Below are 17,565 nucleotides of genomic sequence, written 5' to 3' on the forward strand. Positions count from 1 at the left end.
TAATTAAGACACATGACAGGAATAGTATGCCTGATCGAAGGAGATGAGCTCTTGAAGATAGTGATTCGACACATCCCTAATACTCTCAATTATGGATCTGCAATGATGGCTGAAAACATCATTTTCTATCTTGAATCTCTGCTCAATTCGAGTAGCGAGTATTACTGTGATTTCTCAACAGAGAATGACCTAAAGAGAGTGGAGTTGGCTACTGCCATCTCTCCATTGAGAATCGATGGTATTTCAAAGAGGGAGCCCTCTAAGGGAAACAAGGCTGTAAAAGCGGTCAATTTGTATAGGCAAATAAAAAGTGAGACGATTAAGTACAGGGAAAGCAATGTTGACTCCATCCTAATACTGGGAGGAGACGACCTCTCTGAATACTATGCAGGCAATCGGATAGCAATTGAACTCTATCGACTCATGAGTCTTTCAAAGTCAGTTAACACATTTTTGTTGGGTCAAACAATCGGTCCTTTCCACTCGTGGAGAGTTCCACTTGCAAAGCGATACTTACGGAATTGCCATATATATTCGCGTGATCCGCTTACTTTTGATTATCTAATAAGGGATCTGAAATTGAGTAACGTGAAGGAATCAAGAGACCTTGCTTGGCTGGATCTGCCTAGGCAGAATGAGAATAAGATTAAATCAACTATTCTTGGCAAGTATTCAATCAGTGAAGGTGAATACATTACGTTGGTTCCTTCAGGTATCGTTGGACAATACTGCTCATCGGCAGGTGAATACTTCAATACTTGGACTGCAATACTGAACTCTCTTGTTGAAAATGAAACTTTGAAAGCAAAGAAGATAGTACTTTTGTGTCACGTTCTAAAACCTAAAGGAGCAGACGATCGGAATGTTATAAGAGAGATTGAACAAAATCTAACAAGCAAACAGAAAGAACATGTCATTCCTATTTACGACGCAATGCTCCCCATAGAAGCAAGGCAAATTCTTGGAAACGGACTCTTCACGATAACTGGACGTATGCACGCAGCCGTTTCTACTTTTCAAATGGGAAAGCCTGCGATTTCACTTTCTTACAGTGTGAAGTACAAAGGCGTTATTGGAGAGGGTCTGGGCATGAAGGATCTCATCATTGAAGCTAGAGGAGACGATCTGTGGGAGTCAGGAAAGATTGTCGACCTAGTCATGGACAAGGTTGATTATGTTCTTAGCAATTATGATTTCCTTGTCTCCAGGATAAAGCCTGCAGTTGAAGAGAACAAGAAGCTTGCAATGGATCAGATCGAAGACATAGCTAACAAACTCAAGGAAAAAATCTTATAGATGAGTTCTAGTCCTTACAGATCTCTTGGTAAAAACACAGCCATATTTGCAATTGGAACCTTTGGATCGAAGGCAATCTCTTTCTTCATGCTGCCAGTTTTCACTCGAGTCCTGACACAGGCTGACTACGGCAAGATCGATATAATAACGACCTCGATCTCTCTATTACTCCCTTTATTAACCCTGAATATTGTCGAAGCGGTATTCCGTTTCACTCTCGACAAAGGAAGTCTGGAAGAGAAGCAAGCAATCTTCACTTCAGCACTAACCGTGGGAACCGCCGGATTCTTATGCCTTCTTTGCTTCATACCGGTTTTTATTCACTTTGGCGTCTCAGGCCAACTTCTCGTTGCTTTCCTGGCGTTGTTCTTGATTGACATAATTCACGGAATAACAAAGGTCCTCATTCGTGCTGAACAGAGGCTAAGACTATTTGCGGTAAGCGATATTATTCATACTGCAGTATTCGCTTCAACAGGCATTGTTCTAGTAGCAGTTCTCAAGATGGGAGTAATTGGTTATTTGAGCTCTCAAATAATAGCTGTAACAATTTCTACAGCAGTTCTTTTCCTCTTCGGATCTGTAGGAAAATACATTGCACCCTCTGCCTTCAAGGTAGCACAGATCAAGGTGATGATAAAATATTCCCTCCCTCTAGTTCCCAATGCACTTGCATGGTGGATAATGAGCGCTTCGGACAGATATATGTTGGCTTTTTTCTTAGGGTTTTCTTCTACCGGGATCTACGCAGTTGCACACAAGTTTCCTATGCTCCTGTCAGTACTGAATGGCGTATTTTATCAGGCATGGCAAATATCGTCGATAGATCAGTTCAATAGCCCTGATAGAAAGCAATTCTATTCGAACGTCTTTAGAGCACTTTCTACTCTTATGTTTCTAGGAACCATCGCCTTCTCATTAGCACTTCGGCCGTTTGTTATATTAATGACAGGAGAAGGCTTTCAGGAGGCCTGGAGGTTTGTTCCTTTTCTGATATTAGGTACCGTATTCCACTCGTTTTCACAGTTCTTCGGTGTAGGTTATCTTGCCGCAAAGAAGACCGGTGGGGCCTTCAGAACATCTGGTATCGGAGCGGCAGCAAATATAGGTACTAATCTCCTCTTGATTCCGTTAATTGGAATTCAAGCAGCCTCGATTTCTACTGCTATGGCATTTTTCATAATGTGGATTGCCAGGCTGATTGAGACAAGAAAATACTTTTCGGTATCTATTGATTGGGTAAGACTCACAGTAGAGATTTCCTTGGTTTTAGCTTCTCTAATGATGGTCTATTTTGGCTTAGTAGGAGCTTTGATTCAGATAGTTTGTTTGATCGTATTCATCATACTTGAGGGAAAATCAATAGGAGCCGTGTTGAAGAAAGTCTGGATTGCATTTTGTGAAAGAGGAAAGAATAAGAAGGACTAGAGGTGATGGAATGAATATGCACTCCTACAGAGATTTGAAAGAAAAGGTAATTGATAACGGTTATTGCATCGGCTGTGGGGCTTGTGTTTCGGAAGGCGATGTCAAAGGCACGAATAAGCTTGATCCTTATGGAATGTATAAGCCTTCCTTTGATCAACTGAATTCTCCAGTAAGCGACGTTTGCCCTTTCTTCACGTCACGAAATGAATCGGAATTAGGTGAAATGCTTTTCAGTGGTTTTGAGGACATAAAACGGAATGAATTCATTGGCTTTTACCTGGAGACCTATGCCGGTCATGTTATAGAAGATGACTTTAGAAAACTAGGCAGTTCTGGAGGGTTCGCTACATGGATTCTTTCAAGGTTGCTCGAAGAGCGTCTAATCGATGCTGTTATTCATGTAAAGCCCTCAGGCAAGAAAGGAATTCTCTTTGAATATGGTATTTCAAGCAATCTTGAAGAAGTAAGAAACGGTGCGAAGTCGAGATATTATCCAGTTGAATTCTCTGAAGTTCTTGACGAAGTGAGAAAGAATCGAAAGAAATATGCTTTTGTTGGAATTCCTTGCTTCGTCAAAGCGATGCGTCTACTTTGCACTAGTGATAAGGAAATCGCTGACAGAGTAACTTTTTTTGTGGGACTGGTTTGCGGTCACTTGAAATCATCGTGCTTCTCGGAAATGCTTGCCTGGCAGAAAGGTGTCAAGCCTGAAGATCTACGTACCATTGATTTCAGGTGGAAATATCCCTCAGGCCTTGCTAGTGAATACGGGATAAGGATTTCCGGAGAGAAGAACGGTGAGATGGTCACCTTGACGGAAAAAGCCAGCGACTTCTATGGGTATAATTGGGGCTATGGTTTCTTCAAGTACAAAGCTTGTGATTATTGCGATGATGTAGTGAGCGAAACTGCCGACGTTTCAGTTGGTGATGCATGGCTGCCTGAATATGTTACTGATTCCGGCGGAACGAATGTCATCATCATACGTAACCCAGTCATTAAGAAGATTGTTGATCAAGGCATCAAAGAAAGAGCTTTGAAGCTCGATGTTCTTGACCCAGGAGTGGTTGTTAAATCTCAAGAGGCAGGTTTCAGGCACCGTAGAGATTTGCTTGCCTACAGAATTGCTTTGCTGGAAATGGAAGGCAAATGGTACCCTCCAAAGCGAGTAGAGGCAAATACCGCCGGTATCAGTGAGAGATACAAGAAGATAACAGTTCTTCGGATGCAACTAAGAGAGAAATCACACATTGCATTTGAAAAAGCTCTGAGAGCTGACGATTTCGAAGTATTTAGAACCGAAATGAAACCCTTGCTTCAGGAATATGACAGGCTATACAGAAAATCATTTGCTTCAAGAGCACTCTCAAAGGCGAAGCGTTCTTTGAGAAAACTGATTAAGCGTTAGTCTTGATTCCAATTATCGGGAGGTCATTTTGTCAATTTCAGAGAAGGATCTTAAACTGCTTTGGAGTCGTTCTGGTGGAATGTGCGCTTTTCCCAGTTGTAAACAAAGACTCACTGTGGATAGTTCCACGAGTTATCAGTTTCACGTGATTGGCGAGCAAGCTCACATCGTTGCGAGGAGCGAAGACGGACCTAGAGGATCAAGTAGATTGACTCTCGAGGAAAGGGACAGCTACGCCAATTCGATACTACTCTGTCCAACACATCATTCACTCATTGATAAGAACACTTGTGATTTCCCAGCAGAAAGACTCTACAAGATGAAAATTAATCACGAGGCGTGGGCTTGTTCTAGAGACTCTAGTTTGCCTTGGAAGGAACAGATAGTGGATGTACTTGAAGAGGTAGAAGCGGACAACAACCAGGAATACCTTATGAAAATACTACAGATTGCTCTGGATAACCGTGAGACCTCAAGGAAGAACCGCCTGGTAAAACAGGCGGGCTTCTATGCCATGAAGACATTCGAAGATTTCTCGTTCGAAGAGATACGACTACCTCAGGACTTAAGTCCAGAAGAACTGAAGAAAGCATCTTTCGTAGACGAGAAGAAGAATTTAATTCTGTACGGAATGCTGGTACTGGAAAGTATCGCTTGCTCAGGCAATCGGTTTAGAAGCTTGCAAGCGAAACAAGGTGGTTCGTTTCTTCAGAACGGCTGCGCTGGTGAACCGTCTTTCAGAAGCGCAGAAGAAGTCAGAACTAAACGCCTTCATGAAAACGCTAATGAATCATCTATATAGGTGATCGGCAAGCTGCAGAGGAAATTATCCTTGACCCATTCAATGTCATCCGAAAAGACGAAAAGCCTTTTGATCGTAATACGCCTTGCTAGATATTCAAGTGCTGAATGATAGTAATCAATTGAGCACAGTCCGTGGTGGTTTCTTGTCCCAACATCAGTTGCATAATCGCCTCTTCTGAAATGAACCGCAACAGACCCAGGATTTGCAGTTTCTTTGACTAGCCTTGCGCAATTTTCGCTTAGCAAACTGACTTTCGGTACAATCTCTTCAACCAATAAACTCCTTATCCTTTTCAAGTGAGAGTACTGTTGCCAATATCCGTCAAAGTAAATGTTGTCAGTTTTGCCAAAAACAAACGTCGGTGTTTTTCAATTCATCTTCGTTGATGAAGATCATTTTGTGCTTCCTAAGTAATGTTGCGGAACGGTTTCTCTTCTCCATTAGGCAGTACTTAAATGGCATTAATTTTATTGAACAATCTCTTATCCTGAAACTGTTGAGGACAAGTCTTCGTGGTGTGGCGCTTCTTGTTAAGGCATTCACAAAGTACCATGTTTTGTCAAAAACCAATTGAGAAGATTTCATTATGGAAAGAGCTCTTCCAAAACCGTATTGAAAGAGCTGATTACCTAGTCCTCCCTTCAGACGCATGATTATCACTAGACTAACCCCCAAAGACTGTACTTGCCCTATTATGATCCTTTATATGACTCTCAATGATGCTCATAACACCGCTATTTAGACTCTCATCAAATTTCCTGCCAAAAAGCTTGCTTTCTCCCGAATTAAGAAGTGTTCGAGTATCTTCTTCTCCAAAAACCTTTGGACCTGGCCAAACGATATATCTTAGATTGTCGTTTACGATCGATTCGCTTAGCTCAGAATTCATTAGCAGAGTCTGAAAGAACATCTCATCTGGTATGAAAACATTCCGAAACCATTCTACGAACTCTTGCCTATGAGAAACTGCAAGATTTATATATTCCACAGCGCCCTTGTTAAGAGTCCACCATTGAGAACCTCCAAAAAAGCGTATACCGGCGGGGATCCTTCGGCTGATCTTGATAATTCTTGATATGCGCTCGTCTATTCTTGCGTTTGAGAAGAGATTGAAGTGATAGGTTTTGTAGCGATCTGTGCCTCCATTCTGCCAACAATCACACGGTAGGCTGAAGTAATTCATGAAGTTCTTGTCAGCGTGTTTTTTGAGAAACTGCTCGATATGTTTAGTGCTCTTAATAGGGAAATCCTGCCCGCTCAGAAGACTGCAAAACGAGAAACTCACTCTTTCTTCTGTTATGATTCTTATCGAATCCAGCGTTGCACCCACTAGATCGAACTTTCCCCAATTGCATTTTCTTCTTTGAACGAACCTCACATTTGAGTATTCTTTTAGATCAGATTTCATCAGGTTGTATTCAGCATCTTTTACCCGGCGATCAACATGAATCAGAATCATATTTCTGTCCGGTTCAATGCTCCTAACCAAGCGAGCAACTTGTTTCATGTTCTTGTGGGCAAGAATTATGTAAACCAGCATAGTACCCCTCCCAGTTCACTGATTGGTTTTCTGCCAATAAGAGTACATAATCTTTGGAGCGTACAGCAGGAGAACTGACTTAAGCCACATTAATGAATCTACCATTATGCTCGTATTTGAAATCTGTTTTCGAATCGCTTTGTGTCTATGAAGAATGTCAAGCATTTCCATATTATTGCCACCTCTCACTAACAGAGCGAATACATCCATGTACGCTTCAGGTATCTTGCTCTTCCTGATCAAAGAAAGAATTTCCTCACTGGATCCGCTTTTAACAAGATAGTTATGGACTCTAAGCATTGAAGCTACATAGTGAAAATGAGAAAGCCCCCTACTTCTCATCGTTGAACGCTCTCTAATAACGTAGTGTGAAAGTGTCTTTTCCAAGCAGGACGTTCTGCGTGCATTGAATACTGCCTTGAATATAAATTCTTGGTCTTCGCCGAATTTGGCTCCTTCTGTAAACCTTAGACGAGATTGCTCGATTAGAGACGATGAGTATATTGCTGATGAGGTCCAGATCTTTGTTGATTTCTTTAGAAGTAACTTGAGCAGTTTCGTGCCATCTATACCTTTATTAGGGAATCTATAATGCTGTTCGAAAGGGGTTAAGACCGTCCCATTCTCGCCAACCTCATCGAAGCCGCACATCACAATCTCCGAATTTGTCAGTTCGGCTTCCTCGCAAAGCTCACTTAGACAGTCAGGTTCGAGCAAATCATCTGAATCAAGAAAGAAGAGATACTTTCCCTTTGCCAAATCTATACCTGTGTTACGTGCAGCACTTACCCCTCTATTCTCTTGCTTAACTATTATGAAAGTCTTGCCTTGCGAATCCTTCTGTGCAAATTCAGTTGCTATCCTGTATGTATTATCTAGTGAACCGTCATCGACGACAATTATCTGAATACGATCCATGTTTTGAGAATATACTGAACTAAGTGTTGCCTCAATAGTATGAGCTGCGTTATAGGCAGGTATTACTACGCTTACATAAGCTTCTGCCACTGGTCTTCACCGCCTATACATTTTCTTCTTTCAGAAACTTCAAGTACTCTCTCCGCCCTGAAAGCAAAGCTTTTAGATCCCTCAATTTCAATGCGTCAGACTTTCTCAACCAGAGATAAACCACTGCAGCTAAAGAAAACGTTCTGCCATAGATCCTAGTCAGTGCAGCACCCTTACAGACAAATTCTTGATTGGTCATAGAATCTGCATCAAGGGGTTTCGGGTGACTGCCGATCTTAATCGGCACAAAAGAACCTTGTAAACCTTTCTTTAGAAGATCAGCAAGGAATATGTTCTCTTCTCCGCACGGCCAACGAGCTCCTCTACCAAAAGATGAGTCAAAAACCACTCCAGATTGTTTTACTGTTGACTTCAAAATAACTTCAACTGAACTGATTCTTGCTATTGTCTTCATGTTATGAGCAAATGGAAATGCTTTATAATCCTTGTAATCTTTTCCATCAGGCGTAAAAAGCATAAACGAGTGGAAATCCATATTGCTGGACTCTACAATTTCAATTATTTTTTGAAGTGAATCTTTTCTGTATTCAATATCGTCATCGCATATCATTAGGAAGTCCCCCTCAAACTTCTCAAGAATCTGATTTCTGCTTCGTGAAAGACCTTTTCTCCGATCCAGAATTACTTCAGTATCGAATCTTTCAGTAACATGTGAAAGCACTTCTTTGACTCTGCGAGCACTCTGTTCACTATCAACCTCTTGAACTACAATAAGAAATCTGAAGTGAGTATTCCTGCATTCTTCAGTAGCTTTAAGAAGAGAAGTCAGTGATTTCTCCATCAATAGCTCAAGTCTGCTATTCATAGTACTTATACCAAGATCCACATTCAATTCTCTCATCTCCCGTGCCTAATCACTTTAGCCCACAACAGCTTCACTGAAGCTATGAGGGAGCCAGTTCCATAGCTGATATGCAGCAACGGGAATATCATCGCAGAAACGAAAAAAGCTTTACAGCACGCAGTTTTCCGCACAATCTCTACTGAGAATAAAACATCTAAAACAGTATAAAAAAGAAGAGGAAGAACCCAAACCAACGTAAGCGCAATAGGTAATAGCAATAGTAGGATCACCAAACCTAGGTAAAGGACAAACATCAATGGTATTATGTGCCGTAAAGAGAATGGTTGCTTTGAATACCGAGATGCAAAGATTACCCAGAACCCATTCTCATAGTTGTTCTTAAGAAAGCTCCTCAAAGAAGACCGACTGAAGTAGACTAGATTGATATCGGGAAACAGAATTATCTTTCCACCATTTCTTTTGAGTCTGAGGTTAAACTCGATATCCTGATTCCTGACTAAACTTTCGTTGAAAAGTCCAATTCTATCAAATACTACTCTCTTGTAGAATCCAAAAGGCACAGTGTCGACTTCCTCCGGGCTGGTAACGCCAGTTCGAAATTTCGACCCACCTACTCCAAACCTGCTTGCTAAGACTGCAGCAATCGTCCTCCCTAAGATTGACCCAGAAACAGGCAGTGTCTTTACAACTCCGCCAACATTGTCTGCATCTGTTTCTTGAATGTGCTTAACACATTTACTTATGTAATCGAAAGACGCAATTGAGTGCGCATCGAAAAACATTACATATTCTCCAACAGACGCCTTAACACCAATATTCCTCGCAACCGGTGTAATACGTTTTTCGTTGTACAACAACTTTATGTTCTGATGTTGTTGTGAAAATGACTTGACAATCTCCACGGTTCTGTCTTCGCTCATGCCGTCGACAACAATAACCTCAAAACGATCATGGGGATAATCTGAACCGAGCAAAGACTCTAAGCAAAACGAGATCTTTTCTTCTTCGTTCCTTTCGGGAATTACTACAGAGACGAATGGGACTGACATGTCTTCTCCCCACAAACACGAAAATCTCTTCCGATATTAATGACCATTTATTATGATAACATCTCCTTTGAAGCTTCTCACACAATTCACCTTCTTGCCAATGAAAGTGATCGCAAGTTGTGGACGAGCAAAGATGTACATGTTATCATTCACTCAGTGAGTGAATATCCTTTAGGGAGATGTTGCCATGTATCAGGAACTTGGGAGTTTCTTCAACCCCTCTCCAGAGATGCGAAAGCTGAGTATACTGAAGGCCATAGCCGAAAATCCTTCGATTTCTCAGGAGCGACTCTCAAGAGAAATCGGGATCGTCCCTTCAATGGTTCACAGATATCTCGATGACTTTGAAAAGACAGGCCTAATAAAGAAGGCAGGGGAAAACAGACGGACAATGAGCTATGTACTGCAAGGTGAGGGAAGGAATAGGCTCCAGTACCTTACCGTGGCCTATCTTTCTGAAGTTGCGAAAATCTACGCTCAATCGAGGAGTGTTTTCGGAGAAGTTCTAGACTTCATTGGCATGAATGGATTTGACAGCGTCTATCTTTACGGGGCGGGTATTGTTGGGACAATGCTATCAACAATCTTGTTCTTCGAGAGAATAGAAGTTATTGGCTTTATTGATGATTCAGCTCTCAAGAAAGGAAAAGAAGTTAGCGGTGTGCCGGTGTTCGATCCTGAGCAAGTGATCGAAACCGATTACGATGCAATTATTGTGGCCTCTTTTGCTCACTCATCTTCGATAATTACTAGAGCTGAGGAAAAAGGCCTCCAAAGGCTTTATGTATTTGAGATTTCTGAAAACGGCAGCGTTTCTTTGAAGAAGCATGACCAGAATGGAGGTTTTGTGAATGACTGACGGGATGATTTTTGATGCAAGCGCAAAGGTCGGAATCATTGGAATGGGTTATGTTGGACTTCCTCTTGCAGTGGAGGTAGCAAAAGCAGGTTTTGATGTTTCAGGCTTTGAGATAAGTCGTGAAAGAGTTGAACTCCTTAATGGCGGCAAGAACTATATAGGCGATGTAGAGGATGCTGAACTGGAAAGCTTGGTCACTAACGGAAAGCTACATGGAAGTCTTGATTTCAAAGGAATTGCTTCTTGTGACATTGTTATAGTGTGCGTTCCAACTCCTCTTGATGTCTTCAAGCAACCTGATCTTTCATTTATTATCAATGCTTCACGAGAGATTTCAAAATATATGAAATTCGGAACTTTAGTTGTTCTAGAATCTACAACTTTCCCTGGTACGACTGAAGATATCATGAAGCCGATACTGGAAGAAGCCGGGAAAACTTGTGGAGAGGATTTCTTTCTTGCCTTCAGTCCAGAGAGAGTGGATCCAGGGAATCAGAGCTTCAAGACTGGAAATACTCCGAAAGTTGTCGGAGGTTGCGGTGAAAAATCAACCTCCCTAGCAAAAGCCTTCTACAGCAAAGTACTTAACGCTCCGATATTCGTTGTCGACTCTCCGAGAGAGGCGGAGATGACGAAAATCCTTGAGAACACTTTTAGAATAGTAAACATTGCTCTGGCGAACGAAATGGCTATTGTTGCCGAGAGAATGGGAATAAACATATGGCAGGTAATTGATGCGGCTTCTACGAAGCCCTTTGGTTTCATGCCATTTTACCCGGGCCCTGGAGTAGGAGGCCACTGCATTCCAATCGATCCATTCTACTTGACCTACATCGCGAGAAAGTACGACTATCACACCAGACTGATAGAACTTGCGGGTGAAATAAACAATTCGATGCCGGAGTATGTCGTTGAAAGGCTGATGAAACTACTCAACGGTCACAAGAAATGCCTCAACGGCTCGAAAATCATTCTTGTCGGGCTGGCTTATAAGAGTGATATCTCTGATCTCAGAGAAAGTCCCGCTCTGGATGTTCTCAGAATTCTCGAAGAGAACGGCGCCGTTGTAGATATCGTCGATCCTTACATTGAACAGTTCGAGTGGCAAGGTGCGAAAAGGAAGACATCCAAACTGACAGGGGACCTTTTTACCAATTCGGACGCAGTCATAATAACAACCGCTCATATAAAGAACGTGGACTACGAACTGATCGTTGATAACGCTCAGCTAATCCTAGACACTAGGAGCGTCTTGAGGAAGCTGGGTCTCGAAAGCAAAAACAATGTGAGTCTTCTGTAGTAAATCATTGCGGGAGCAAGGCAATCTTCGGACCGGGTCAGAGAATTGGGCGGTGTTCTGCTTACGTAATTAGCGCTTATTACGAATGACAGCGTTTGGCCATTTCGAAAACTTCACCACTGCTTATGCTGGAATTGTCTCAGCACTTCGGGCCAAAAGTCTCTGTTCGCTTATGAAACCACGTTGTCCGTCAATGCTCCTTCCTCCGAAAAAACGAAAAGCCGGTCCAAGGTCTCGCACTAGCAAGATCCCGTGCAGGTCCCTGGCAGAAGAGCGGTGTCTAGGAGCGGGTTAGAAAGATCGGGTTGATAAAAGCGGGTTGTCAGAAACAAGTTTTGAAGAGCGAGATCCCGTGCAGACCCCCTGAACAGGAGCCCCAAACAGGATCATATTGGGGCAGGCTAATCAGGGCAGGCTCTACGGGATGACAATTCAAGATGATTGTGAAGTTCTCTTGTAGGGGCGAACGGCCGTTCGCCCGAAAAAGGTCCTGGTTGGAATCTCATGCCTTTTACGCGAAAAATGGGACGTGAGAAGAATCGTCAGTCCCTATTTTCGCTTATAGCGTTCAGCGTGCAGCGAAAAGCGGATCTCAGGTGATAGATCCCGTGCATAAGCATCACGGGATGACAGAAGGTGAGCTAATCAGGGCAGGCTCTACGGAATGACAACCCCTTCTCAGGTCAATCGTCAAGGGACCACCGTCCTCCGACAAGAACATATTTTAGTCGAAAGCCGCAATGCGCCGAAACGCATCGGCGGTCGCACTATATGCAAAGATTGTGCCGGGACGCAAACCACTGAAGAACATCAGTGGCCGCAAGGCTGCCTCCGGCAGGAGGGTTAAAACCCAGATCCCGTATAGAAGCACTACGGGATGACAAAGGGGTGGATTTTAGGGCGGCTAAAGGAACAACATCGCATAGGCTTACTGTATGACAGCTCTTCACGTCATCCTGACAATGCTTCTGGTCAGGATCTGGACGCCGCGCGAGGTCAACCGTTGAATGGTTCTCCGTTCTCCGAAAAGAACGGTTTCAGGTTTCATGATGCAAGTTGCAAGTCACAAGAGCAGAACAACCGGACAGCGGCTTTCAAGAACTAGATGCTGAAACGAGTTCATGACGTGAAGGGCGCGCTGCCGATTAAAGGGTATGGAGTCTAGTGAAGAGAACCGGCAATCAATTCAGGGTTTCAATGCAACTGAGAAGGTTATCCGGACAGCGGTTTTTGGAAGTCCCTCTCATTGTCATCCCGAACTTGTTTCGGGATCTATTCTTTGAAGGCATCTAAGATGATGAATCCGTGAATTTGAAAAGTTGGTGAGCAAAGAACATGCCGGGACGCAGGGCACTGAAGAACATCAGTGGACGCAAGGCTGCCTTCGGCAGGAGGCCTTCGAGACCTTGCCCTAATGAAACCACTTGAGATCCAATTTCGTTTCAGGCAAAGAGGTCGTCTAAGGTCACCAGGTAAACACTTGCATCTCTTGCTGCTAGTTCTTCCAGATCTGCGGTGAATCCTCTCTTGGAAAAGATCACGAATATCCTTTCTTGACAAGCGATATTCGATCCCTTTTCTCTTAATCTCTCAAGTTCGCCTACGCCGACTCTAGCGTTTGTCCACTTGCATTCACCGATTATTACTTGACTATCTCCGAGACCAAGAAGGTCAATTTCCTCTTCCTTCTTCGTTGCCGGGTTGTTTCCCCACCACTTGCCCAACTTCATAATTCTGAAGGGTAGTTCTCCCCTGACACTCTTGTGCGATAAATATTCCCTGCATATATTTTCGAAAGCTAGACCTAGATACTTGCTGAGTCCGTCGGCGATCTTCTTGTTCAGAAGCTCTTCTGTCATACCGGTTTCGATAAGCGAGAGATTAGGAAACACAAACGTGTACCAGAACTTAAAAAGGTTGTCTCTGATATAGTAGATCGCCTTCCGTGAAGTGTTCTTCTCTGTAACGGGCACTTCTCGTCCCAATATATTCAAGTTCAGCAGTGTAGCTATGTACTTTGCAGTCTTATCATTAGGCTCTCCTACCCTTGTGCTTATCTCGTTCAGGCGAGTAGCGCCTTGGGCAATTGATTCAATTATTGTGTTGTATAGGGAAGGTTCGCGCAGTTCCTGTCTCAACAAGAATCTCGGCTCGGCATAAAGATACGCCGATGTATCGAGAAAGTTGTTTGCAATATTCTCTTTATATGGAAGATGCTGGTTCCACTTCTGCAAATACTGCGGGATGCCCCCCAAAATTCCATACGCGATAATTTTTTCTTCATTGCTCAGTTCCGGAAAGAACAGCGAGGCTTCGCGATAGGTGAATGGCTCGACTCTCATCTGAGCAGTTCTTCTTCCAAACAAGGGGCTCCTACTGCCCAACACTTCACTCTCCATGAAACTCACAGATGAACCGCAAAGAACTAAATAGAGCCTTGTTTCAAGTAGCTCATGATCTATAAGGCGCTGTAAGAGAGACGGGAAATAGCTACTAGCATTCGCCAAATATGGGTACTCATCTATTATTAGGAGAAGACGCTTTTCTTTTGCTTGGGACGCAACGAACCTAATCGCCTTCTCCCATGACTCAAAAGAAGATAATGTGTCTTTCTGGCCGAAGTGCTCTAGAACGACTTCCGAAAAGTTTCGCAGCATCATTTTCTCGTTGACCTCATCACAGACAAAGAAGATGCTTTCCATATCATGACAGAACTGTTTTAGAAGAGCGGTCTTACCCACTCTTCGACGTCCATAAACAACGACCATCTCGAACTTTCCGCTGTTCATTAGTTTCCTGAGATAAGCAAGCTCTTTCTCTCTGTTGATGAACATTTAACAACCTCCAACACAACTTCTAACTCGTAAGTTACTAACTCTAGAGTTAATTATATCATTATCTGTGCAGTTCTCTTGTAGGGGCGAACGGCTGTTCGCCCGAAAAAGGTCCTGGTTGGAATCTCTGCCTTTTACGCGAAAAATGGGACAGACAAGAGGAGAATTGTCAGTCCCTATTTTCGCTCAGTCATACATATGGCGAAAACCTAGATCCCGTATAGAAGCACTACGGGATGACAAGGAGGGTGGATTTTGGGCACAAATCAGCCAATCTGCTGACACAGGCCAGTCACCTTCGGTGGCCAGTCTTTGCTTCGCAAACGCCAGTTCCGCTACGCCAGCCTAAAAAATATGCGGAGGACGGTGGACCGTTGACTGACAACGTTGTCTTCACAGCGATCAGCGGGTTTTCGTTCTTAAGCGTGAAGCGGTTCTTGAATGCGAGATCCTGTACAGGATCACTGCGGGATGACAAAGTGAGTGGCTTTAGGGGCAGGCTCTATGGAATGACAGTGAGGTGACATTACGGGATGAAATAATATCTTTTCAGGGCAGTATACTCTCCTCTCTTAACGTCATCCTGACAATGCTCTTGGTCAGGATCTGGACGCGGCGCGAGGCCGAAGAGTCCATGCCGGGAAGCGGCTCTCGCGAAAATTAAGCCAGGGCGCAATACTGCTGACTATGATCTGATACGAGAAAGATTTTCTAAGGAAGTGAAGCAGCTTTCAGCGGAAGGCTTAGGACCCGTGGGACTTCTGCAACTTGACTGAAGAAGCTTTTGGGCAAATTACCCGTGATGCGAACGTTTTGCTTTTCCTAAACCTTTAAAATGTGCTCATCTGAACTTCTCTATCATCTCGTTCGTTTCAGTTGACTCCATAATTTGAGTGCTACTAAAGAGAAGAAATAAAGAAGGCGTGGGAATACTCCCACGTCTTCATCAACGGCTTTTCGCCGTGAGCAGGCTCTATGGCCTAGTGCGTGAAACCCTTCCGGGTGACCGCATTACTATTATAATACTTTTCTCTCTCGGATCCAAATTGAAGTGTGAATCGGAACATCTAATTTCCGTTGGTGTGAAACCCCATCACCTCTGGCAAAAAAGCGCGGTACAGCGAAGTTTCGAATCTATCTGATCCTGATTACATACAATTTTTCTTTGATCTTCTTCTGGAAGTGTGTGCTTCAAAGATCGCTGTAGACTTCCTCGCCTTCTATGAAAACTCTCTCTGCCTTGGCTGCCAGATTGAATGGATGCTTTGTCCAGATTGCAATATCGGCATCTTTTCCAACTTCGAGAGATCCAACTCTTTCGTCGATCTTCAGGATCTTAGCGGCATTTATGGTGACCATCTTCAAAAGATCTTCCTCTTTTGACCCGTACCGTAAGGCTACGCCAAGCTGCACGTTCGTGTTCTCAAGGGGAATAACAGGGTGATCGCACATGAAAGCTGCAAGAACGCCCTTTTCGTTGAGTATCCTTGGAGCGTCATAACTCATATCCTTAAGTTCAAGCTTAGTCCTGAATCCGAAGATTGGCCCAAGAACTACCGGCACATTGTTTTCTTTGAGAAAATCGACAATCTTATAACCTTCCGTCGCGTGTTCGATTACTAGATCGAAATCAAACTCCTTTGAGAGCCTGATTGCTGTGAGAATATCGTCCTGTCTGTGAGCGTGAATTCTAGCGGGGATCTCTTTTCTCAGTACCTTTTCCCCGACTTCTAGTTTCGGGTCAAAATCCGTGAAAGGCTTTCCCTCTTTTTCGGCTGCCTTCTTCTTGTCCATATAGGCTCTAACCTTCTGGAAGTAGCCACGGATAACAGCTGCCGTTCCCAGTCTCGTGGAAGGAGTTTTCTTGAAACCCTCACCGTAGACTCTCTTTGGGTTCTCGCCGGTTGCCATTTTCAGCCCCGCCGGGGAACGAACGACCATGTCATCAACTATCAGAGTTTTCTTGAACTTGAAGATAGCACCCTGTCCTCCAACTGGATTGGCGCTGCCGGGAACTACCATGACTGTAGTAACACCTCCGGACAATGCCCGTTTTATTGCTGTGTCCTGGGGATTGAACGCATCGACAACGGAGACATCCGGAGTAAGGGGATCCGTCGCTTCGTTTCCGTCACCATAGTAGCCCCCAACCCCCTCTTCGTAAATACCAATGTGTGAGTGGGCATCAATGAATCCCGGAAATACGTACTTGCCCGAAACATCGATAACTTCAGCCCCAGGCTCTTCGAGTCCTTGTCCTATCCGTTCGATCTTTCCCTTGTTCATCAAAATATCACCTACGAAGGACTCAGAAGTGATGGGGTAAATAGTCCCGTTCTTTAGTAGTATTGACATACAGGTCCTCCTTTATTGAAAGTTATACAATAATTGTATCAGAAGTGATACGTATCGGAAACTTATGACTGCCTTTGATTTCAACAAGGCTTTAGGAAGGGAATAAATATGCTTGAGGATGCGGTTGGAAAACAGTATTCGAGAAACGATGTGGAGAGGAACTGCGCAGAGGCAATGGTATATGGAGCGAACGATGAGTACGGCCTTGACCTGCCCCAGGAGGCCTTCTTCACGATGGGCGCCTTCGGAGGAGGCATGAGAATCAAGAGTATCTGCGGAGCCGTCACAGGTTCACTTGCAGTACTTGGAATCCTCTTCAACAGCGAGATCTATGAAAAACAAGAAAGAATGAAACGAATAGCAGAGGAGTTCATTGCCGAATTCGAGAAGAGATACGGTCATCTCGAATGCTCAGTGCTAAGAGACAAGTACCGTGATCCTGTGATCGGATGTGAAACAACTGTACGAATGGCGGCTCGGGTTCTCGAAGAGATTATTCAAAAGTACAGGAGAGAGATTACGTACAGAGCGAAGTGAGTCTTCCATAAAACATTCGACGCAAGGCGCCGAAGATCATCGGCGGACGCAAGGCTGGCGAAGACCACGCCAGGTCGCAATGCCCGCTTCGCGGGGAGGATTTTCAGAACCAGTATGCTCAGCCTGGCCAGTCTCGCCTTCGGCGAGGCCAGTTCCGGCTATGCCGCGAAAGAGCAGCGTCTAGGAACGGGTTATAAAGTGCGGGTTATAAAGATCGGGTTGTAGAAGCGTGTTATAAGAACCGGTTTATGAAGAGCGGGATGCTGAATCAAGTTCAGGCTAATTTGTCGGCTAATTCGGACGGTCTGACCCTTGATTAT

13 protein-coding genes and 2 pseudogenes are annotated in these 17,565 nt (G+C 43.8%); 8 read left to right on the top strand and 7 right to left on the bottom strand.

Going from position 1 to position 17,565, the window contains the following annotated elements; genetic code table 11:
- The first annotated feature begins 60 nt into the window (after positions 1 to 60).
- From Y696_RS06180 to Y696_RS14270, 5 genes and pseudogenes are all read left to right on the top strand, one after another.
- Positions 61 to 1,296: a polysaccharide pyruvyl transferase family protein gene (locus Y696_RS06180; protein WP_259459865.1), complete on the top strand. Its 1,236-nt coding sequence runs from the start codon at positions 61 to 63 to the stop codon at positions 1,294 to 1,296.
- Positions 1,297 to 2,724 (top strand): lipopolysaccharide biosynthesis protein, encoded by a 1,428-nt coding sequence (locus tag Y696_RS06185; RefSeq protein WP_121509988.1) that lies wholly within the window; start codon positions 1,297 to 1,299, stop codon positions 2,722 to 2,724.
- Positions 2,696 to 4,132, top strand: coding sequence for a Coenzyme F420 hydrogenase/dehydrogenase, beta subunit C-terminal domain (locus tag Y696_RS06190; RefSeq protein ID WP_147431774.1), 1,437 nt, complete (start codon positions 2,696 to 2,698; stop codon positions 4,130 to 4,132). The genes Y696_RS06185 and Y696_RS06190 overlap by 29 nt, the downstream gene beginning before the upstream one ends.
- A gap of 79 nt (positions 4,133 to 4,211) precedes the next feature.
- Positions 4,212 to 4,403 (top strand): annotated as a pseudogene (locus Y696_RS14480) (HNH endonuclease); the annotation flags it as partial.
- Between the two features lie 424 nt (positions 4,404 to 4,827).
- Positions 4,828 to 4,938, top strand: a complete 111-nt coding sequence (locus Y696_RS14270; protein ID WP_259459864.1) for a hypothetical protein — start codon at positions 4,828 to 4,830, stop codon at positions 4,936 to 4,938.
- On the opposite strand, the pseudogene Y696_RS06205 reads toward Y696_RS14270, so the two are convergent.
- The 5 genes and pseudogenes from Y696_RS06205 to Y696_RS06230 form a co-directional block, all read right to left on the bottom strand.
- Positions 4,904 to 5,278: pseudogene (locus tag Y696_RS06205) on the bottom strand (alpha-1,2-fucosyltransferase); the annotation flags it as partial. The gene Y696_RS14270 and the pseudogene Y696_RS06205 overlap by 35 nt on opposite strands.
- Before the next feature lie 323 nt (positions 5,279 to 5,601).
- Positions 5,602 to 6,477 carry a beta-1,6-N-acetylglucosaminyltransferase gene (locus tag Y696_RS06215; RefSeq protein WP_121509992.1) on the bottom strand — a complete coding sequence of 292 codons (876 nt, stop codon included), beginning with the start codon at positions 6,475 to 6,477 and terminating at the stop codon, positions 5,602 to 5,604.
- A gap of 15 nt (positions 6,478 to 6,492) precedes the next feature.
- Positions 6,493 to 7,485 carry a glycosyltransferase family A protein gene (locus tag Y696_RS06220; protein ID WP_121509993.1) on the bottom strand — a complete coding sequence of 331 codons (993 nt, stop codon included), beginning with the start codon at positions 7,483 to 7,485 and terminating at the stop codon, positions 6,493 to 6,495.
- Between the two features lie 13 nt (positions 7,486 to 7,498).
- On the bottom strand, positions 7,499 to 8,332 hold the full coding sequence (locus Y696_RS06225; protein WP_259459866.1) for a glycosyltransferase: 834 nt from the start codon (positions 8,330 to 8,332) through the stop codon (positions 7,499 to 7,501).
- 11 nt (positions 8,333 to 8,343) lie between these two features.
- Positions 8,344 to 9,360 (bottom strand): glycosyltransferase family 2 protein, encoded by a 1,017-nt coding sequence (locus tag Y696_RS06230; RefSeq protein WP_121510000.1) that lies wholly within the window; start codon positions 9,358 to 9,360, stop codon positions 8,344 to 8,346.
- A gap of 187 nt (positions 9,361 to 9,547) precedes the next feature.
- Between Y696_RS06230 and Y696_RS06235 the strand changes: the two genes are divergently transcribed.
- Both Y696_RS06235 and Y696_RS06240 read left to right on the top strand, forming a co-directional pair.
- Complete coding sequence (locus Y696_RS06235) at positions 9,548 to 10,219, top strand: winged helix-turn-helix domain-containing protein (RefSeq protein WP_121509995.1); 672 nt, start codon at positions 9,548 to 9,550, stop codon at positions 10,217 to 10,219.
- Positions 10,212 to 11,519, top strand: coding sequence for a nucleotide sugar dehydrogenase (locus Y696_RS06240; RefSeq protein WP_121509996.1), 1,308 nt, complete (start codon positions 10,212 to 10,214; stop codon positions 11,517 to 11,519). Before Y696_RS06235 ends, Y696_RS06240 begins: the two co-directional genes overlap by 8 nt.
- Positions 11,520 to 12,961: 1,442 nt before the next feature.
- Here Y696_RS06240 and Y696_RS06250 read toward each other — a convergent pair.
- Together Y696_RS06250 and Y696_RS06255 are read right to left on the bottom strand one after the other, a co-directional pair.
- Positions 12,962 to 14,353, bottom strand: coding sequence for an ATP-binding protein (locus tag Y696_RS06250; protein WP_121509998.1), 1,392 nt, complete (start codon positions 14,351 to 14,353; stop codon positions 12,962 to 12,964).
- Positions 14,354 to 15,544: 1,191 nt separating this feature from the next.
- Complete coding sequence (locus Y696_RS06255; RefSeq protein WP_006486510.1) at positions 15,545 to 16,708, bottom strand: amidohydrolase; 1,164 nt, start codon at positions 16,706 to 16,708, stop codon at positions 15,545 to 15,547.
- A 108-nt stretch (positions 16,709 to 16,816) separates the two neighbouring features.
- Between Y696_RS06255 and Y696_RS06260 the strand changes: the two genes are divergently transcribed.
- Positions 16,817 to 17,245, top strand: coding sequence for a C-GCAxxG-C-C family protein (locus Y696_RS06260; RefSeq protein ID WP_006486512.1), 429 nt, complete (start codon positions 16,817 to 16,819; stop codon positions 17,243 to 17,245).
- Positions 17,246 to 17,565: the final 320 nt, after the last annotated feature.

It is taken from the genome of Mesotoga sp. H07pep.5.4, from assembly GCF_003664935.1.
Taxonomy (GTDB): Bacteria; Thermotogota; Thermotogae; order Petrotogales; family Kosmotogaceae; genus Mesotoga; species Mesotoga prima.